Source organism: Pseudomonas fuscovaginae SE-1, from assembly GCF_000364705.1.
Taxonomy (GTDB): Bacteria; Pseudomonadota; Gammaproteobacteria; order Pseudomonadales; family Pseudomonadaceae; genus Aquipseudomonas; species Aquipseudomonas fuscovaginae_A.
Window position 1 is genome coordinate 24,289 of record NZ_AQOH01000082.1, and the last position, 17,749, is coordinate 42,037.

A 17,749-nucleotide genomic window follows, 5' to 3' on the forward strand; every position below is an offset into this window, starting at 1 on the left:
GAACCAAGCTCCCCGAGGAGCGACCCAACGCCGCCAATAAGAAGTACGGAGAGTACTCAATGGAAAACGTCCGGAAATTCAACAGCTTCAGTGAGTTTTACCCGTACTACCTGAACGAGCACGCCGACAGCACCTGTCGCCGCCTGCATTTCGTCGGGACCACGCTGGTGATCTTCATTCTCGCGCTGATCATCGGTCGCGGAGCCTGGGGACTGCTGCCCCTGCTGCCACTGGCCGGCTACGGCTTCGCCTGGGTCGGGCACTTTTTCTTCGAGAAGAATCGCCCGGCAACCTTTCAGCATCCTTTCTACAGCCTGCTGGGCGATTTCGTCATGTACCGGGACATGCTGCTCGGACGGGTTCCCTTCTAGGAAAAAAGGGGGCGGGATTCAGCCGGGTTGGGTGACCTTGCGCAGGTCCAGCTTGAGCTGGGCCTCTTTCGCCTGGGCATCGGCCAGCCGATACAACTCGATAGTGCCGTCCCAGTGCTCGATCAGCGCCGTGCAGGATTCGACCCAGTCACCGCAGTTCAGGTACTCCACTTCGCCGACCTGACGGATTTCGGCATGGTGGATATGCCCGCAGATCACGCCATCGAGTCCACGCTTCACGCATTCGTGAGCGATGGCCTCTTCGAAGTCGCTGATGAAATTCACCGCAGTCTTGACCTTGTGCTTCAGATACGCCGACAGCGACCAGTAGCCATAACCGTAGCGGGCCCGCCAATGGTTCAGCCAGCGGTTGAGGGTCAGGGTGAACTCATAGGCCGAATCGCCGAGAAACGCCAGCCAGCGGTGGTAACGGGTGATCACGTCGAACTGGTCGCCGTGGATCACCAGCAGCTTGCGGCCGTCGGCGGTCACGTGCACGGCTTCGTCCACCAGTTGGATATTGCCGAGGATCAGCTTCGAGTAGCGGCGCAGGAATTCGTCGTGGTTGCCGGTGACATAGACCACCTCGGTACCACGTTTGCTCATGGTCAGCAGGCGGCGGATCACGTTGGTGTGCGCCTGGGGCCAGTACATACCGCCACGCATCTTCCAGCCGTCGATGATATCGCCGACCAGGTAGATACGGTCGGCGTGATAGCCCTTGAGAAACTGCGACAGATGCTCGGCCTGGCAATCGCGGGTGCCGAGGTGCACATCGGAAATCCACAGGGTTCGCACACGCTGCTTGCGACTGGGTTTGGCGAGCTCCGCACGGGTCATGGGCATTCTCCGGATTTTTCCTGAGCTTGCACCGGGGCAGTGAACTGACCATGACAGAAAAACGACAGTCCTGTGACAGCCGCCGAAGCGGCCCAACCGGTGTAGACTGGAAATCTGCCGAGGAGACCGCCATGGGCCCGTTCCTGACCCTGCGCCAATACAGCGAAGAACTGATCGTCCACAGCCATGCCCATGCCCAATTGGTGTTCGGCCTGTCCGGTCGGCTCGACTTCGAAATCGAGGGCCGCGGCAGCCGGGTGGTGCAGCAGAGCGTCGCGGTGGTGCCCTACGATGCCCATCACACCTGCGGCAGCCCGGACGGCAGTCGCTGCCTGGTGCTCGACGTGCCGGACGAACACTGGCTGGTACAGTCGCTGGGAGACCACGCCGACGCCAGCCGCCGCCTGATCGACCGGGCCGGCTCGTTGGCGCTCAATGCCAGCCAGGGCCGCCTGGTCGACTGGCTGGCCAACAGCCCGGTGCAGGACCCGCTGATCGCCCGCCAGGGCGCAGTGCTGCTGTTGGCCAGCCTGAACACACCGGCGGCGGCGATCGCCGACAAACACCTGCCCCTGGCGGCCCTCGACGCCCATATCGATCGTTATGCCGCGCGCCCGCTGGAAGTCGCCGATCTGGCACGCATCGCCGGCCTGTCCAACGCCCGGCTGCATGCCCGGTTCATGGCCGAATGCGGGCAGACACCGATGGAGTACATTCGCACCCGTCGGCTACGGCTCGCCCTCGGCCTGTTGCGCGAGTCCGCGCTGCCAGTCGGCGAGATCGCCGTGCGGGTCGGCTACAGCTCCCAGAGCGCCTTCTGCGCCGCCATCCTGCGCGAGTTCGGTGCTTCGCCGACCGCCTTGCGTCGCGAGCCTGGCGACAACTGACGCGAGTCCCGCGACAGACAGCGATACGCCTTGCGCCCTAGACTGCCTGCTCGTGCATAACCGCTTCCAAGGATCAACATGACGCCCCGCTCCGCCCTCGGCGCCTTGCACATCGGTGCATTGATGTTCGGCCTGACCGGCGTGTTCGGCAAACTCGCCGTCGCCGCTCCCGCCATCATCGTCTTCGGACGCGCAAGCTTTGCCGTGCTCGCCCTCGTGGTGTTCGCCAGTCTCTCGCGCAATAACCGCTGGCAGCGCCTGCAGGCGCGGGACTGGCGCCGCCTGCTGGGCAGCGGCCTGTTGCTGGCCGGACACTGGGTCAGTTTCTTCCTCGCGGTGAAGGTCGGCGGTGTTGCCGTCGCCACCCTGGGGTTTGCCAGTTTTCCGGCATTCACCGTGATCCTCGAAGGGGTGATTTTCCGCGAACGCATCCGCCTGAATGAGATGCTCCTGGTGCTGCTGGTCAGTATCGGCCTGGTGCTGGTCACTCCCGAATTCGACCTCGCCAGCCAGGCCACCACCGGTTTGCTCTGGGCCGTGCTGTCCGGGCTGCTGTTCTCGCTGCTGTCGCTGAACAACCGGGCCGGTTCCGGTCGAATCAGCGCGGTTCAGGCGGCGTTGTGCCAGAACCTGGTGGTCGCGGCGTGCCTGCTGCCCTGGGCCGGCCCCGGCCTTGGCGAGGTTCGCGCACTGGACTGGCTGTGGCTGGCGCTGCTCGGGGTGTTCTGTACGGCGGTCGCGCATAGCCTGTTCGTGGCCAGCCTGGCGGTGATCAAGGCCCGCACCGCCGCCGTGGTCTTCGCCATGGAACCGGTCTACGGGATCATCGCCGCCTGGCTGCTGTTCGGTGAAAGTCCCAGTGCGCGCATGCTGCTCGGCGGAGTATTGATCATCGTCGCAATCGTGCTGTCGAGCCTGCTGAGCGGCGCGCCCCGTCGAAAGAACCTGGAAGTTGCAGCCGCCCCGTGATTTTCGGTGGCTGTCCTATACTTGCAGCATCCGCAACAGCCAGCCGTCGTTCCCCGGATAGCAGGGCTGCTCGGCGACAGCGGCAGTGATCCAGCAGTAGCTCGATGCCAGTTGCCCTCCAACTCAAACTGTGGAGGGTTCATCCATGGAATTCATCAGTCTCCTGATTCAACTGGTCAGCGGTGCAGTGGGTGGCAATATCGCCGGCGCCGCCACCGACAAGTACAGCCTCGGTCCCTGGTTCAATTCACTGGCAGGCGGCATCGGTGGGGTGGTGCTCAGCCAGGTGCTGGCGGTGATCACCAACGGCAGTTTCGGCGGGGACGTCGGCAACCTCGACCTGACTTCGATTGCCAGCGGTATCGCCAGCGGGGGGGTCGGCGGTGCGATACTGAGCCTGGTAGCGGGCTTCATCAAGGCCAGGCTCACCCGTTCCGAGTGACCCCGCCCGGCATGACGTCGTTGCCAGTCGAGCGATGACAATGACGTCAGTGCCTCTCAACGAGCCTCGTTATGGCCCAGGTCACGTTCCGGATCGATCTGGTCACGTACCCGTTGCTTGAGCACCTTGGCCTCGGGAAAACCGCCGTCGGCCTTGCGCTCCCAGATCTGCACGGCATTGCAGGTGATGCGGAACACTCCGCCTGTGCCGGGCTCCAGGGACACCTTGCCCAGATCGTCGGAGAAGGTGCTCAGCAGCTCCTGGGCCAGCCAGGCGGCCCGTAACAGCCATTGGCACTGGGTGCAGTAGGTGATGACGATTTCCGGTTTGACGGTGCTCATGATCGGCCCCCTAGCGGATACTGGCCAGCAGGGTGCGCGCCGTCTGCTTCAACGGTTCGTCACCCTCCCTGAGCAGTTCGTGCAGCAACTGGCTGGCGTGATCGAGGTCGCCGACATTGATGAAGGTCTGCGCCTGCTCCAGTTTGCTGGCCGAGGCCTGCTCACGCTCCAGGCTGTCGAAATCCACTTCCAGCGGCTCGATATCCAGGGGCTGCTCATCACTCATGAAACTGTCGAGAAACTCGTCGTCCAGGCTATCGCCGTCCAGCGACAGGCTCAGTTCGTCTGCCAGCGGCCGCTCGGGTGCCGGCTCGGCGAAATCGCTGAGAAACTGCTCGTCGGGCATCTCGAACACCTGCGGCAGCTCGTTGAGGTTGCTGGCGAACTGCGGATCGACGCCGGACAGCGCCGAGGGTTCTTCGTGGGCCTTGCCTCGTTGCGACAGGGTGTTGTCGAACGGGCTGACCAGATCCCAGTCCGAATCCATCGACAGGTCGTCGAGGTTGAGCTGGAACTCGTCTTCCCGTGGTGCCGGCTCAGGCTCGGATTTGGCCTCGGGCTCCTTTTCCAGCCAGTCGGCGGCGAGCACCGGGGCGGCCAGCGTCGCAGCGCCAGCCACGGCGGCAGGAGCAACGACCGCTGCCATGGCTGGTGTGGGCGCGGGTACGGTTGCCACCGGAGCGGCTGACGCCGCCACGTGCAGTTTCGGATGCTTGGCGCGCAGGTCGCGCAGGGTCGACTCGCTGAAACCGGTGTCCAGCAGATGCCGTTCTTCAACCGTGTAGGCATCGTTGTCACCCTGCTGGGCCAGCACATCCAGCAGGCGCAGGCGCAAATCGGTGCGCTGTGGTTCCTTGAGTATGGCCTCGCGCAGAATGCCCGCCGCCTCCTTGAAGCGCCCGTAAGCGATGTAGATGCTCACGCCCTCCAGGGCATCCGGCACTTCACTGGTTTCGCGCCGCGCCACCGCTGCCAGCGGCTCGTTGTGCTCCGCCGGAGCACTGGCGGTGGCGGCGGGCAGCACACGGGTGAACATCGGCGCATCCTGGGGCAGCGGCGCGGGGTCGACCGGCAATGGTGTCGGACGGCGCCGGCGACGCACCACCAGGGCGGCCGCCAGCAACAGGAGCAGCACCGCCAGAGCGGCCAGGAGCAAGAGGTTCAGGCCGCCGGACCTTTCGGCGACCACCGGAGCCGGCGCGACAGGAGGCGCAACCGGCGCTGGCGCAACCACGGAGGCCGCCGGCCTGGCCTCGAGCTCCGCCAACTGCGCTTGCAGTTCGCCCAGCTGTTTCCGATCATTGGCGATCTGCTCGTCCTGGGTCTTCAGGCGGGCCTGCAGTTCCTCGATGGTTTTTTGCAGCTGCTGGTTTTCCAGTGTCGCGGCGGCAAGTCGTTCAGCGTTCTGCGCCGCTTCGCTCAGCGCCGCCGCAGGCGCCGCGGCCGTCGCAGCCGTGCTGCCTGGCACCACGGCAACATCCGGCAGCAGCAGGCTCTGGCCGACAGCCAGTCGCTCGCTGCCCGGGTTGAGCGCACGAATGCCCTGGGACAATTCATTGACACTGGCCTTGCTGCCCGCCTCGTTCAAGCGCTTGGCGATGCTCCAGAGGCTGTCGCCCCTGGCCACGGTGTAGCGCTTGCCCTGGGTCGCCGGCGGCGGGGCCACATCGGCGACAGGCGCCGACTGTTGCACGGCGCTGGTACGCAGTGGCGGGCTGTAGGTGCCGCTGCCCGGAGGATCGAGCAGCACCGTGTATTCGCGCAGCAGGCGACCGTTGGGCCGGTTGACCTGGATCAGGAAGTTCAGGAAGGGCTCGCTGACCGGCTTGCTCGACTGCACCCGAATGAAGCTGCGGTTGCCCTGCAGAACCGGCGTGAAACGCAGGTCGTTGAGGAAGAACAGGCGCTCGACGCCGGCCCGGGAGAACTCCTCGGGCGTCGCCAGACTGATCGACAGCTCGCCTTCGCTCAGGTCTCCGGGATCGATCAGGGCAATTTCCGCATCGAGCGGCTGGCTGAGCGCCGAATGCAGGGTGATGTCACCCAACCCCATGGCCGAAGCCAGCGCCGGGTGCAGCAGTGACAGTGCCACCACGGCCATCCAGCGCCGTCGGAACAGGGGCTTTTCAGTGGAACACCGCGACACGGACTGCAAACTCTCGAGCATGAGTATCCCTTAAAGGCCCGACATCACCCCGTGGCCAACGGGGTACGAATGCCAACACAATACACAGAACCAGTAAATCTTATAGTCTGCCGGCCAGGGATTCTCCAAATCCGGCAGAGCGGGAATGCCTCAGGATTTTTCCAGGTTCGCCAGGATCCGGCTGTGAACCCGCATGCTGATGCGCAGGTCCTCTTCGTCGACGCCCTCGAACAGTTCATGGCGCAAGGCGGTGGCAATGGTTTCGATCTGCTCGATCAACGGCCGTGCCGGCGCGCACAGCACGATCTTCTTGGCCCGGCGGTCCTCGACCACCGAGTGACGCTGGACCAGCCCCTGGGTTTCCAGGCTGTCGAGCAGGCGGGCCAGGGTCGGGCCTTCCACTCCGACGCTCTGGGCCAGCTCACGCTGGGTCGGCGCCTCGGAAAAACGCGCCAGGTGCAGCAACACCAGCCAACGGGCCTGGGACAGTCCCAGGCCGGCCAGGCGGCGATCCAGTTCGGCACGCCAGCCACGGGACATTTGCGCCAGTTGCATGCCAAAACGGTGTTCATCGGTTAACGACATAGGAAACTCATGGTCAGACTTGAAAATAGATAAAACTAATTATTAGTCAGCTAAGCATGGAGCCTGGCTGGAGGCAAGGCCTGAGCCGTCTGCAAACATGACTTGTCGCAAATAACCCAGAGATAGGCCGGGAATCCTGCATTTCCCTCTCCTCATAGTTCGAATTCGGCTTGCAGGGCGGCTCGCACGCAATACAGGACCCCCTCGGGTACACGTCCGGCGAACAGTTCGGCAACCTCGCTCACGGCAGGCAGTTGGCCCTCGCCGTCGAGGAAGGTGTCCTGGATTTCCCCCAGCAGGTCCTCGGGCAAGTCCAGGGCCTGCTCCAGCGACAACTGCTGGCGGCCAATGGCTTCGGCCAGCAGCGTGTAGACGTTCTTCTCCGAGCATTGCAACTGGCCGGCGATCTGCAGCGGGGTCATGCCGGCACGCGCCAGGCTGATCAGCTCGTGACGGATATCGACCACCGCCCTGGGCGTCTCGGCCTCGCCGGCCAGCACCTCGAGGAACGCCTCGCCATAACGCTCCAGCTTGCGCGCACCGACGCCGCTGACCCGGGCCATCTCGGCCATGCTGGTCGGCTGGCTGCGCAACATTTCCAGCAGCGTCGAGTCGGGGAAGATGACATACGGCGGCACGGCATGTTCCTGGGCCAGCTTGCGGCGCAGGGCGCGCAGGGCTTCCCACTGCTCGCGCTCCTCGCCCCGCACCAGTTGGCTGGCCGGGCTGGCGGAAACGCTCTTGGCCGCGACCTGCGGCTTGAGGTCGCGGCGCAGCTCCAGTGTGACCTCACCGCGCAGCAGCGGCCGACAGCTGTCGCTCAGGCGCAGGCCGCCATAGCCTTCGATGTCGATATCGGCGAGGCCGCGCGCCACCAACTGCCGGAACAGCGAGCGCCACTCGCCCTCGCTGAGTGCCTTGCCGACGCCGAACACCGCCAGGTGCTGATGACCGAAGCTGCGGACCTTGTCGTTCTCCTTGCCCAGCAGCACATCCACCAGGTGACCGACACCATAGCGCTGGCCGGTGCGATAGATCGCCGACAACGCCTGGCGCGCCGGCTCGGTGGCGTCCCAGGTCTGGACTCCGTCGACGCAGTTGTCGCAGTGGCCGCAGGGTTGCGGCAGGTCCTCATCGAAATAGGCCAACAGCGTCTGGCGGCGGCAACGGGTCTCTTCGCACAGCGCCAGCATGGCGTCGAGCTTGTGATGCTCCAGACGCTTGTGGCGCTCGTCGCCTTCGGAGTTCTGCAGCATCTGCTTGAGCATCACCACATCCTGCAGGCCGTAGGCCATCCAGGCGTCCGCCGGCAAGCCGTCACGACCGGCCCGGCCGGTCTCCTGATAGTAGGCCTCCACGGACTTGGGCAGGTCGAGGTGGGCGACATAACGCACGTTGGACTTGTCGATACCCATGCCGAAGGCGATGGTCGCGACCATGATCAGGCCTTCCTCGTTGAGGAAGCGCTTCTGGTTCTCCGCACGGGTTTCGGCGGGCAGCCCGGCGTGGTACGGCAACGCCGGGAACCCCTGCTCGCAAAGCAGCGCGGCGACTTCGTCGACCTTCTTGCGCGACAGGCAGTAGACGATCCCGGAGTCGGCCCGGCGCTGCGAAAGGAACGCCAGCAACTGCTTGCGTGGCTGCTCCTTGGGCACGATGCGGTAGAAGATGTTCGGCCGGTCGAAGCTGGAGAGAAACCGTTCGGCATTCTCCAGGTGCAGGCGGTTGACGATCTCCTCGCGGGTACGCTTGTCGGCGGTGGCGGTCAGGGCGATGCGCGGCACGTTGGGGAACATCTCGGCCAACTGGCCCAGTTGCAGGTATTCCGGACGGAAGTCGTGGCCCCATTGCGACACGCAGTGGGCTTCGTCGATGGCGAACAGGGCGATGTCGAGGTTCTGCAGGAACGCCAGCATGCGCGGCTGCACCAGGCGCTCGGGCGCCAGATAGAGCATTTTCACCTCGCCGCGACGAATCCGCGCGGCCAGTTCGCGCTGCTGCTCGGCGCTCAGCGTCGAGTTCAGCGCCGCCGCCGCCACGCCGAGTTCCTCCAGCGTCGCGACCTGGTCGTCCATCAGCGCGATCAACGGCGATACCACCACCGCCAGGCCCTCGCGCAGCAGCGCCGGCACCTGGTAGCACAGCGATTTGCCGCCACCGGTCGGCATCAGCACCAGGGCGTCGCCGCCATTGGCCACGCGCTCAATAATGGCACCCTGGCGACCGCGGAAGCTGTCGTAACCGAAGATGTCCTTGAGGACGCGTTGAGCCTGTTCGAGCATAGCCACTCCAAAAATCACCGAAACGCCCCTGCAAAGGCTGGTCGAAAAGCCGCTGTCCTGACGAAAAAAACCGTAAGCGGGCATTTCTCCAGCCCTCGCGACCCGCAACGGGGCATCACAAAACGCGGCAGTATACCCGAGCGTTATCCGGCAGAGGGCCCTGCCGGTCGATCAACGACTATCCTTAATGAGGAGCGAAACCGCGCAAATCTATGTGTTTGCTGGCCTGCGAGCTCAAGAACGCCTAGAATTCAACATCGTTTATTCCCAAGGTAGCCCCCTCATGTCCTTCGCTGAGCAACTCACCCGCCTGCAAGCCTTCCTCGACGCCGACGAGCTGCACGAAGAAGCGCTGGACTACGTGGCCGCACACGGCTACCTGACTGCGCTGTCGATCTGCTCGGAGGTGGTCCCCGATCGCGAATGGATCGACGCGCTGTTCGCCGAAGAGCCGCGCTACAAGGACGCCGCCCAGCGCGAGGAAATCGAAGCCACGCTGATCCAGCTCAAGGCCCACATCTCCCGCCAGTTGGCCTCCGACGAGGAGTTCGAACTGCCGTGCGACCTCGACCTGGGCGACGACCCGGACGATTCCGAACTGCGCGGCTGGTGCATCGGTTTCATGGAAGGGGTGTTCCTGCGCGAGGAAGCCTGGTTCGAAACCGCCGAGGAAGAAGTCAGCGAAATGCTCCTGCCGATCATGGTCGGTTCGGGCCTGTTCGACGAACAGCCGGAATTCGCCGACATCGCCGCCGATGCCAACCTGATGGACGACATGATCGTGCAGATCCCGGAAGCGCTGACCGCACTCTATCTGCTGTGCAACGCGCCCGACGAGAAGCCGGCGATCCTCAAGCCGCGCCACCACTGAGTCACGGCCTGTGGCGATGCGCCCCACGGGCAATCGCTCGCCGCTCCTGCGCTATGCGCTGCTGGCCATCGGCTGGCTGAGCGTGGCGCTGGGCGTGCTCGGGATCTTCCTGCCGGTCCTGCCAACCACCCCGTTCCTGCTGCTCGCCACCGCCTGCTTCGCCCGTAGCTCCCCCCGTTTCTACCGCTGGCTGGTGGAACACCCGCGCCTGGGACCGTGGATCCGCGATTACCTGGACGGTAACGGCATCCCGCTCAAGGGCAAGGTCTACGCCATTGGCCTGATGTGGCTGAGCATCGGTTTTTCCTGCTACCTGGTGCCGCTGTTCTGGGCGCGCCTGTTCATGCTGACCAGTGCGGTGCTGGTCAGTGTCTATATCCTGCGGCAGAAGACCCTGGAACCACGGCGCTAACCCAGGCGCTCAATCGCCGTGGTTACGCTGGTAGGTATCGCGCCCCATGGCCTGGATCTGTCCCTCGATCAACGCTTCGAAGGGCTTGAGCAGCGCGTCGAACGACACCGGCCGCTCCAGGGTTTCCAGCGCCCGGGCAATCGCTTCCACCGTCGACAGGGCCCCCGGCCCAGGTGCCTTGCGCAGGCGATAGCGCGATAGCGCACCCGGTTCCAGGCTGACCCGCGGCAAACCGGCCAGCAACGGGTTGAGGTACAACAACTTGCGCGCCTTGCGCCAGGTGCCGTCGGGAACCACCAGCAACAGTGGTCGCTCGTCTGTCTCGGCCGCATAAGACTGAAGCAACTGCGCATCGTCCGCTGGGAACAACAGCCGGGCCCGGTAGCCGGGCTGCTCGAGCAACGCCGGCAGGTCATCGAATACCTCACCCACGCGCAGCTCGGCATTGCTCAGGCCGAGGGTCGCCAACCGTGCGGTATTCAAGGCGTGGCCGACTTCGCTCGGGTGCTGCAACACCAGCACGCGGGTACGGCTGTCGAGCTGCGGGATCAGCGCGCAAAGGCAGTGGCTCTGGGGACGCTGGCAGCGTTCACAACAGGCTCTGGACATCTGGGTCGCTCCGGTCAGGGCTGGTTGAGCTGCGCCTTGAGCAGGTCGCGGAAAGTCTGGATCAACGGCTCGCGGCTACGGCCACGGCGCAGGATCATCGAAAAGGGCGCCTGATAGCCGAAGGTCGCCGGCAGCAGCACACGCAGGTCGCCCTTGTCTGCCCACGGCTGGGCATAGTGCTCCGGCAGGTAGCCGATGTAGGCACCGGACAGCACCAGGATCAGTTGCGCCTCCATGCTCTCCACGGTCGCCGCGCTGTGCTTGAAGCCATGCCGGGCCAGCTCCGCCTGGCTCCAGTAGCCACGCCCGACCATGCGCTGCTGGGTGATGACCTGCTCGGGAATGCGCCGCTCGTGGTACAGCGGGTGGCGGTTGCTGCAATACAGCCAGTGTTGCTCGCGATACAACGGTTGGTAGACCAGCCCGCTCATGCGCGTGGAAAAAGCCCCGATGGCCAGGTCCAGGCGATTGTCCTGCACACCGAGCTGCAACTCGTAGGGGCTCAGCACCGACAGGTGCAGGTGCACGCCGGGATGTTCCTGGCTGTAGGCGCCGATGGCTTCTGCCAGGGGCAAGGCCGGCTCGCTGACGGTCGAGTCGATCACCCCGAGGTTCAACGTGCCGCGCAACTCGCCCTTGAGGGCGGCGGCGTACTGTTCGAATCCCTCGAGTTCTCCAAGCAGGCGCAGGGTTTCCTGGTGGAACAGCTCGCCCTTGCTGGTCAGGCTGAAACCGCCACGGCCACGATGACACAGTACCAGCCCGAGGCTCGACTCCAACTGACTCATGTAGGTACTGATGGCCGACGTCGAGAGATTGAGCTCCTGCTGGGCATTGGCGAAGCCCTGGTGGCGCACCACGCTGACGAAGATGCGCAATAGTTTCAGGTCGGGTAAAGCGTTGGCCATTGGTACTCCGGTGGCATAAGCATGAGAGTCCGCCGCTCCTTGGCGGGTGATACACCGCCCTCTGGCTGTGATGCACCCCTTGTGGCGAGCGGGCTTGCCCGCGCTCGGCTGCACCGCAGCCGTAAAACCAGCCATCCAGATCCTACTGATGCACCGCGATGGCAGGCCTGGGAGCGCTTGGCGCTCCAGCGCGGGCAAGCCCGCTCACCACGCCGTTCAGTGCAACACCGCACCGCCCGGTTGCACACACCGACAGTGTTCACGGCATGGGAAGTCTAACGCCAGGCGCCTCATTAGTTTAGAAAAATCTGAACTAAGTATTTGCCGGCAGCGATTTTTCCCGCCCGGCGTCTTTCGCAGAATCGGTCGCCTGATAACCAGAACAAACGATGAGGCTTACCCGTGGACAAGATTCTTCACCAACCACTGGGCGGTAACGAAATGCCGCGTTTCGGCGGCATCGCCACCATGATGCGCCTCCCCCATCTGCAATCGCCCGCCGGCCTCGACGCCGCGTTCGTCGGCGTGCCGCTGGACATCGGCACCTCGCTGCGCTCCGGAACCCGCTTCGGCCCACGGGAAATCCGTGCCGAGTCGGTGATGATCCGCCCCTACAACATGGCTACCGGCGCCGCACCGTTCGACTCGCTGTCGGTCGCCGATATCGGCGACGTGGCGATCAACACCTTCAATCTGCTCGAAGCCGTGCGCATCATCGAAGAGGCCTACGACGCCATCCTCGAACACAATGTCATCCCGCTGACCCTCGGTGGCGACCACACCATCACCCTGCCGATCCTGCGCGCGATCCACAAGAAGCACGGCAAGGTCGGCCTGGTGCACATCGACGCCCATGCCGATGTCAACGATCACATGTTCGGCGAGAAAATCGCCCATGGCACCACCTTCCGCCGTGCCGTCGAGGAAGGCCTGCTGGACTGCGACCGCGTGGTGCAGATCGGTCTGCGTGCCCAGGGCTACACCGCCGAAGACTTCAACTGGAGCCGCAAGCAGGGTTTCCGCGTGGTCCAGGCCGAGGAATGCTGGCATAAATCCCTCGAGCCACTGATGGCTGAGGTTCGCGAGAAGGTCGGCAACGGTCCGGTCTACCTGAGCTTCGACATCGACGGCATCGACCCGGCCTGGGCACCCGGTACCGGTACCCCGGAAATCGGCGGCCTGACCACCATCCAGGCCCTGGAAATCGTCCGTGGCTGCCAGGGCCTCGACCTGGTCGGCTGCGACCTGGTGGAAGTCTCGCCCCCCTACGACACCACCGGCAACACCTCGCTGCTGGGCGCCAACCTGCTCTACGAAATGCTCTGTGCACTCCCAGGCGTGGCTCACCGCTGAGGCGTTACCATGAACGACCATGACCAGGTTCTCAAGGCCGCCGCCGAACTGGTAGCCGCCTTTGCCGCCAACGATCGCGAAGCCTACTTCGGCGCGTTCAGCGCCGACGCCAGCTTCGTCTTCCATACGCTCGAACAACCGCTGCTGTCGCGCGATGCCTACCGGGCGTTGTGGGATGAGTGGCGTGCCAAGGATGGCTTCGAAGTGCTCTCGTGCACCTCAAGCAACGCCTTCGTCAGCCTGCAGGGCGACGTGGCGATTTTCATCCATGACGTGGCCACCGAGCTGCGTCTGCAAGGGGAGCACCTCTTCAGCCAGGAACGCGAAACCATCGTGTTTCGCCAACAACAAGAACAGGGCCACTGGCTGGCCTGCCATGAACATTTGTCAGCGACACCCCAAGGACTGCCCTCCCCTTAGCCAACATCGGCAGCCCCCGCACAAGACGGGGGCGCCGCAGTGATCGGAGCGATCATGAATAACAACAACGACAAAAGCCTTAGCAGCATTGAAACCAACGGGGTCGAACAGATCCCCGACAACGAACGCGACGCCCGGCCCGGTGACCTGTTTCGCCTGATCTTCGGCGGCGCCAATACCTTTGCCACCGCCGTGCTGGGCAGCTTCCCGGTGCTGTTCGGCCTGTCCTTCCAGGCCGGTGTCTGGGCAATCGTCCTGGGCGTGGTGGTCGGCGCCCTGATCCTCGCCCCGATGGGCCTGTTCGGGCCGATCAACGGCACCAACAACGCGGTGTCCTCCGGCGCGCACTTCGGCGTCCACGGACGTATCGTCGGCTCGTTCCTGTCGTTGTTGACCGCCATCGCATTCTTCTCGCTGTCGGTGTGGAGCTCGGGCGACGCGCTGATCGGCGGCGCCAAGCGACTGGTCGACCTGCCGGAAACCGACCTGACCCTGGGCCTGGCCTATGGGCTGTTCGCGGTCCTGGTGCTGACTGTGTGCATCTACGGTTTCCGCTTCATGCTGTGGGTCAACCGCATCGCCGTGTGGGCGGCCAGCCTGCTGTTCCTGCTGGGCATATTCGCCTTCGCACCGGCGTTCGACAGCCATTTCGCCGGCACCGTGGCCCTCGGCCAGGCCGGGTTCTGGGCCGCCTTCATCGGCTCGGCGCTGGTGGCGATGAGCAACCCGATTTCCTTCGGTGCGTTCCTCGGCGACTGGTCGCGCTACATCCCGCGGGAAACGCCGAAGGTGCAGATACTGCTGGCGGTCGTCGCCGCGCAACTGGCCACGCTGATCCCGTTCCTGTTCGGCCTGGCCACCGCCACCATCGTCGCGGTCAAGGCTCCGGACTACATCGCGGCGAACAACTATGTCGGTGGCCTGCTGGCCGTGTCGCCAAGCTGGTTCTTCCTGCCGGTGTGCCTGATCGCGGTGATCGGCGGCATGTCCACCGGTACCACCTCGCTGTATGGCACTGGCCTGGACATGTCCAGCGTGTTCCCCAAGATGCTGTCGCGGGTCAAGGCGACCCTGCTGATCGGAATCATGTCGATCGCCTTCATCTTCATCGGACGCTTCGCGGCGAACCTGGTACAGAGCGTGTCGACCTTCACCGTGCTGATCATCACCTGCACCACCCCGTGGATGGTGATCATGCTGATCGGCCTGCTGGTCCGTCGCGGCTACTACTGCCCGGATGACCTGCAAGTCTTCACCCGAGGCGAGACCGGTGGCCGCTACTGGTTCAACCACGGCTGGAACTGGCGCGGCCTCGGCGCCTGGATCCCCAGCGCGCTGGTCGGCCTGTGCTTCGTCAACCTGCCGGGGCAGTTCGTCGGACCGCTGGGCAACCTGGCCGACGGCATCGACATCAGCCTGCCGATCACCCTGGGGCTGTCGGCGCTGATGTACCTGCTACTGCTGAGCCTGTTCCCGGAATCGCCAGCGGTCTACGGACCGAACGATCCGCGCAGCCAGAGGGCGAGCCCGGCGAAAAAATCTGCCGCCCAGCAAACGGCCTGACCGACGCATTCCCTGTAGGAGCCGGCTTGCTGGCGATCGCTGACTGTCAGTTGACATGTTCATGCGCTGACACACCGCTATCGCCAGCCAGCCGGCTCCCACAGCAACGAAGCGCCCACATCACTGTTCCACCATAACAACTACAATCGGAGACACGCCGTCATGGCCCTGGATTTATTGGTTGTACTCATTTATGCCGCTGGCATGCTGCTGCTCGGTTACTACGGCATGCGCAAGGCCAAGACCCACGAAGACTACCTGGTGGCCGGCCGCAACCTCGGCCCGACCCTGTACATGGGCACCATGGCCGCCACCGTGCTGGGCGGCGCCTCAACCGTCGGTACCGTGCGCCTGGGCTATGTCCACGGCATTTCCGGCTTCTGGCTGTGCGCAGCGCTGGGCCTGGGCATCATCGCGCTGAACCTGTTCCTCGCCAAACCGCTGCTCAAGCTGAAGATCTTCACCGTCACCCAGGTGCTGGAAAAGCGCTACACCCCCCTGGCCCGCCAGGCCAGCGCGGTGATCATGCTCGCCTACGCACTGATGATCGGCGTGACCTCGACCCTGGCCATCGGCACCGTGCTGCAAGTGCTGTTCGGCCTGCCGTTCTGGATTTCGGTGCTGCTCGGCGGCGGCGTGGTGGTGGCCTACTCGACCATCGGTGGCATGTGGTCGCTGACCCTGACCGATATCGTCCAGTTCATCATCAAGACCGTCGGCCTGATGTTCATCCTGCTGCCGATCTGCCTGTACCGCGTCGGCGGCTGGGATGAGCTGGTGGCCAAGCTGCCGGCGGCGAGCTTCAGCTTCACCACCATCGGCTGGGACACCATCATCACCTACTTCATGATCTACTTCTTCGGCATCCTGATCGGCCAGGACATCTGGCAACGGGTGTTCACCGCCAAGGACAAGAAGGTCGCGAAGTACGCCGGCAGCGTCGCCGGGGTCTACTGCATCGCCTACGGCCTGGCCTGCGCACTGATCGGCATGGCTGCCCACGTGCTGATCCCGGACCTGGACAACGTCAACAACGCCTTCGCCGCCATCGTCAAACTGTCGCTGCCGGACGGCATTCGCGGCCTGGTGATCGCCGCAGCCCTGGCGGCGATGATGTCCACCGCCAGCGCCGGCCTGCTCGCCGCCTCCACCGTGCTGACCGAGGACCTGCTGCCCAAGCTGCGCGGCGGCAAGCCGTCGAGCCTGGGTCTGAACCGCCTGTTCACCTGCCTGACCGGGCTGGTGGTGCTGGGCATCGCGCTGGTGGTGAATGACGTGATCAGCGCCCTGACCCTGGCCTACAACCTGCTGGTCGGCGGCATGCTGATCCCGCTGATCGGTGCCATCTACTGGAAACGCGCCACCACCGCCGGCGCGATCGGCAGCATGGCCCTGGGCTTCGTCACCGCCCTGGTGTTCATGTTCAAGGACGGCCTGGACGCCAACACGCCGATCTACTACAGCCTGGCCGTCGGCCTGGTCAGCTTCATCGTCATCAGCCTGCTGTCACGTCGCCCGGCGACCGTGGCCAGCGCCATCTGATACTGCGTTTACTTCAGCGGGTGCGACGTCGGTGGTCGCATCCGTTTTTTTTCGTCTTCTAGATCGTGCCGCTCTGCTGCAAGGTTCCCCCCAGTCTCCGACCAGTGGTGGAATGCATTCCAGGCAAGCTGTGCTGTACTGGCACTTAGCGACTGCCTTTGGGATTAGTCCCAAGGTACAAGGATCGCTGGTGTCATGTTCATGATCACTATCGCAATGCCCTGGGAAAGGGGCCCGTCACCAACACCCTTTCCTGTGAGGCGATCATGAACAGGTCCGAGATCCATCAGAAAATCTGCCATTCCATCGAACAGCAACTGTCACTGAAATGGCTGCAAGACCCTTCCCTGGCTGAAGAACGCAGCTACTCCCTCGACATTGCCGCCCTGTTCCAGGACCTGGAATCCCAGTTCCACGTGCAACTGGACCTCAAGCGGGATCTGCGCGGTATCAATACCATCGAGGACTTGAGCCGTTTTATCTACGCCAGAACCCGAGCGGCCTGAGGCTCGGGCATCGGGTCAATGAGGGGCATCACTGCTTTCGAACAGCGAACGATATGCGTTGCCCCGGCTCAGGAGGACATCGCGAGCCGGGAAGCGCTTAGCGGCGTGGCTGCCGGCGACGGCGATCGTCGTCGGTGCGGATCGGCACCGGTTGCAGCGGAGGCTCGATCAGGCCGAGGGCGACACCGAGGTCATGGAGCCAGGTTTGCAGTTTGTCTTTCATAAAGCCCCCTTCAGGGTAATGCGAGCGACATGGTTCTTGATCGCCTCGAACAGATCATAGCTCCAAGTGCCGTGTAATGCTTCCTTTGCGTGGCGTTCGTTGCGCTAAATCATGGCAAAAAGCTACAAACCGACGTGCGGACGTCGGTCAGGCCGCTACCGGCCTGCCGTTGATGCTCATTTCAACTGGTTGGCGAAGCGACCTACCGCCCCTACCACCTGCTTGGCGCCGTCCTGAATCTCGACGATCACTTCACCGGCCTGGTTGGCCAGGGACAAACCCTGCTCCGCCTTGACGCGGCTGGTGGACATGTCCCGTACCGCCTCGTCCACCAGCTTCTGGTTCTGCTGGACCACCGTGACGATTTCTTCGGTGGCCGCACTGGTACGCCCGGCCAACTGCCGGACCTCATCGGCCACCACCGCGAACCCGCGCCCCTGCTCACCGGCCCGGGCCGCCTCGATCGCGGCGTTCAGCGC

Annotated in this window: 20 protein-coding genes; 11 read left to right on the plus strand and 9 right to left on the minus strand. The window is 64.1% G+C overall.

The features are described 5' to 3' along the window. Positions 1-59: 59 nt before the first annotated feature. On the plus strand, positions 60-371 hold the full coding sequence (locus tag K675_RS0109630) for a DUF962 domain-containing protein (protein ID WP_017903307.1): 312 nt from the start codon (positions 60-62) through the stop codon (positions 369-371). 18 nt (positions 372-389) lie between these two features. Here K675_RS0109630 and K675_RS0109635 read toward each other — a convergent pair whose 3' ends face one another. Next, the gene (locus tag K675_RS0109635; protein WP_020481046.1) at positions 390-1,211 is read right to left on the minus strand and encodes a UDP-2,3-diacylglucosamine diphosphatase; all 822 of its coding nucleotides are present in this window, start codon (positions 1,209-1,211) and stop codon (positions 390-392) included. A gap of 131 nt (positions 1,212-1,342) precedes the next feature. On the opposite strand from K675_RS0109635, the gene K675_RS0109640 reads away from it, so the two are divergent. The 3 genes from K675_RS0109640 (at position 1,343) to K675_RS0109650 (ending at position 3,509) form a co-directional block, all read left to right on the plus strand. Continuing rightward, positions 1,343-2,098 carry an AraC family transcriptional regulator gene (locus tag K675_RS0109640; protein ID WP_017903309.1) on the plus strand — a complete coding sequence of 252 codons (756 nt, stop codon included), beginning with the start codon at positions 1,343-1,345 and terminating at the stop codon, positions 2,096-2,098. A gap of 78 nt (positions 2,099-2,176) precedes the next feature. Beyond that, positions 2,177-3,067 carry a DMT family transporter gene (locus tag K675_RS0109645; protein ID WP_017903310.1) on the plus strand — a complete coding sequence of 297 codons (891 nt, stop codon included), beginning with the start codon at positions 2,177-2,179 and terminating at the stop codon, positions 3,065-3,067. Positions 3,068-3,212: 145 nt separating this feature from the next. Further along, positions 3,213-3,509 carry a hypothetical protein gene (locus tag K675_RS0109650; protein ID WP_017903311.1) on the plus strand — a complete coding sequence of 99 codons (297 nt, stop codon included), beginning with the start codon at positions 3,213-3,215 and terminating at the stop codon, positions 3,507-3,509. 56 nt (positions 3,510-3,565) lie between these two features. Here the strand turns inward: K675_RS0109650 and K675_RS0109655 are convergent, their stop codons facing one another. The 4 genes from K675_RS0109655 to recQ all read right to left on the minus strand — a co-directional run bounded on the left by K675_RS0109655 (position 3,566) and on the right by recQ (position 8,863). Further along, entirely contained in the window at positions 3,566-3,850 is a 285-nt protein-coding gene (locus tag K675_RS0109655; RefSeq protein WP_017903312.1) for a SelT/SelW/SelH family protein, read from the minus strand. A 10-nt stretch (positions 3,851-3,860) separates the two neighbouring features. Next, positions 3,861-6,017 (minus strand): FimV/HubP family polar landmark protein, encoded by a 2,157-nt coding sequence (locus tag K675_RS0109660; RefSeq protein WP_026145069.1) that lies wholly within the window; start codon positions 6,015-6,017, stop codon positions 3,861-3,863. Between the two features lie 129 nt (positions 6,018-6,146). Further along, positions 6,147-6,581 carry a MarR family transcriptional regulator gene (locus K675_RS0109665; protein WP_017903314.1) on the minus strand — a complete coding sequence of 145 codons (435 nt, stop codon included), beginning with the start codon at positions 6,579-6,581 and terminating at the stop codon, positions 6,147-6,149. A 152-nt stretch (positions 6,582-6,733) separates the two neighbouring features. After that, on the minus strand, positions 6,734-8,863 hold the full coding sequence (gene recQ, locus K675_RS0109670) for a DNA helicase RecQ (protein ID WP_017903315.1): 2,130 nt from the start codon (positions 8,861-8,863) through the stop codon (positions 6,734-6,736). A gap of 283 nt (positions 8,864-9,146) precedes the next feature. Between recQ and K675_RS0109675 the strand changes: the two genes are divergently transcribed. Both K675_RS0109675 and K675_RS0109680 read left to right on the plus strand, forming a co-directional pair. After that, positions 9,147-9,734, plus strand: coding sequence for a YecA family protein (locus K675_RS0109675; protein WP_017903316.1), 588 nt, complete (start codon positions 9,147-9,149; stop codon positions 9,732-9,734). A gap of 16 nt (positions 9,735-9,750) precedes the next feature. After that, positions 9,751-10,146, plus strand: coding sequence for a YbaN family protein (locus tag K675_RS0109680; protein ID WP_017903317.1), 396 nt, complete (start codon positions 9,751-9,753; stop codon positions 10,144-10,146). Positions 10,147-10,155: 9 nt separating this feature from the next. Here K675_RS0109680 and K675_RS0109685 read toward each other — a convergent pair whose 3' ends face one another. Then, on the minus strand, positions 10,156-10,755 hold the full coding sequence (locus tag K675_RS0109685; RefSeq protein ID WP_017903318.1) for a tRNA-uridine aminocarboxypropyltransferase: 600 nt from the start codon (positions 10,753-10,755) through the stop codon (positions 10,156-10,158). A 14-nt stretch (positions 10,756-10,769) separates the two neighbouring features. After that, complete coding sequence (locus K675_RS0109690; RefSeq protein WP_017903319.1) at positions 10,770-11,663, minus strand: LysR family transcriptional regulator; 894 nt, start codon at positions 11,661-11,663, stop codon at positions 10,770-10,772. A 402-nt stretch (positions 11,664-12,065) separates the two neighbouring features. Between K675_RS0109690 and speB the strand changes: the two genes are divergently transcribed. The 5 genes from speB to K675_RS0109715 all read left to right on the plus strand — a co-directional run bounded on the left by speB (position 12,066) and on the right by K675_RS0109715 (position 17,047). Further along, on the plus strand, positions 12,066-13,016 hold the full coding sequence (gene speB, locus K675_RS0109695; protein WP_017903320.1) for an agmatinase: 951 nt from the start codon (positions 12,066-12,068) through the stop codon (positions 13,014-13,016). A 9-nt stretch (positions 13,017-13,025) separates the two neighbouring features. Next, complete coding sequence (locus tag K675_RS0109700) at positions 13,026-13,436, plus strand: YybH family protein (protein WP_017903321.1); 411 nt, start codon at positions 13,026-13,028, stop codon at positions 13,434-13,436. Between the two features lie 51 nt (positions 13,437-13,487). Further along, positions 13,488-14,999: a purine-cytosine permease family protein gene (locus tag K675_RS0109705; RefSeq protein WP_198291631.1), complete on the plus strand. Its 1,512-nt coding sequence runs from the start codon at positions 13,488-13,490 to the stop codon at positions 14,997-14,999. A 162-nt stretch (positions 15,000-15,161) separates the two neighbouring features. After that, positions 15,162-16,541, plus strand: coding sequence for a sodium:solute symporter (locus tag K675_RS0109710; RefSeq protein ID WP_026145070.1), 1,380 nt, complete (start codon positions 15,162-15,164; stop codon positions 16,539-16,541). A gap of 266 nt (positions 16,542-16,807) precedes the next feature. Further along, on the plus strand, positions 16,808-17,047 hold the full coding sequence (locus K675_RS0109715; protein ID WP_017903324.1) for an acyl carrier protein: 240 nt from the start codon (positions 16,808-16,810) through the stop codon (positions 17,045-17,047). A gap of 97 nt (positions 17,048-17,144) precedes the next feature. On the opposite strand, the gene K675_RS33895 is transcribed toward K675_RS0109715, so the two are convergent. Then, on the minus strand, positions 17,145-17,270 hold the full coding sequence (locus tag K675_RS33895; RefSeq protein WP_017903325.1) for a PA1414 family protein: 126 nt from the start codon (positions 17,268-17,270) through the stop codon (positions 17,145-17,147). A 176-nt stretch (positions 17,271-17,446) separates the two neighbouring features. Next, on the minus strand, positions 17,447-17,749 hold a 303-nt coding region (locus K675_RS30560; protein ID WP_037006401.1), incomplete at its 5' end, for a methyl-accepting chemotaxis protein.

Coding starts and splice junctions, on each gene's coding strand:
- K675_RS0109675 (WP_017903316.1), top strand. CDS start 9,147: ATGTCCTTCGCTGAGCAACTCACCCGCCTGCAAGCCTTCCTCGACGCC.
- K675_RS0109650 (WP_017903311.1), top strand. CDS start 3,213: ATGGAATTCATCAGTCTCCTGATTCAACTGGTCAGCGGTGCAGTGGGT.
- K675_RS0109630 (WP_017903307.1), top strand. CDS start 60: ATGGAAAACGTCCGGAAATTCAACAGCTTCAGTGAGTTTTACCCGTAC.
- K675_RS0109635 (WP_020481046.1), bottom strand. CDS start 1,211: ATGACCCGTGCGGAGCTCGCCAAACCCAGTCGCAAGCAGCGTGTGCGA.
- K675_RS0109685 (WP_017903318.1), bottom strand. CDS start 10,755: ATGTCCAGAGCCTGTTGTGAACGCTGCCAGCGTCCCCAGAGCCACTGC.
- K675_RS0109655 (WP_017903312.1), bottom strand. CDS start 3,850: ATGAGCACCGTCAAACCGGAAATCGTCATCACCTACTGCACCCAGTGC.
- K675_RS0109640 (WP_017903309.1), top strand. CDS start 1,343: ATGGGCCCGTTCCTGACCCTGCGCCAATACAGCGAAGAACTGATCGTC.
- K675_RS0109710 (WP_026145070.1), top strand. CDS start 15,162: ATGGCCCTGGATTTATTGGTTGTACTCATTTATGCCGCTGGCATGCTG.
- K675_RS0109690 (WP_017903319.1), bottom strand. CDS start 11,663: ATGGCCAACGCTTTACCCGACCTGAAACTATTGCGCATCTTCGTCAGC.
- K675_RS0109700 (WP_017903321.1), top strand. CDS start 13,026: ATGAACGACCATGACCAGGTTCTCAAGGCCGCCGCCGAACTGGTAGCC.
- K675_RS0109680 (WP_017903317.1), top strand. CDS start 9,751: ATGCGCCCCACGGGCAATCGCTCGCCGCTCCTGCGCTATGCGCTGCTG.
- K675_RS33895 (WP_017903325.1), bottom strand. CDS start 17,270: ATGAAAGACAAACTGCAAACCTGGCTCCATGACCTCGGTGTCGCCCTC.
- recQ (WP_017903315.1), bottom strand. CDS start 8,863: ATGCTCGAACAGGCTCAACGCGTCCTCAAGGACATCTTCGGTTACGAC.
- K675_RS0109715 (WP_017903324.1), top strand. CDS start 16,808: ATGAACAGGTCCGAGATCCATCAGAAAATCTGCCATTCCATCGAACAG.
- K675_RS0109665 (WP_017903314.1), bottom strand. CDS start 6,581: ATGTCGTTAACCGATGAACACCGTTTTGGCATGCAACTGGCGCAAATG.
- K675_RS0109660 (WP_026145069.1), bottom strand. CDS start 6,017: ATGCTCGAGAGTTTGCAGTCCGTGTCGCGGTGTTCCACTGAAAAGCCC.
- K675_RS0109645 (WP_017903310.1), top strand. CDS start 2,177: ATGACGCCCCGCTCCGCCCTCGGCGCCTTGCACATCGGTGCATTGATG.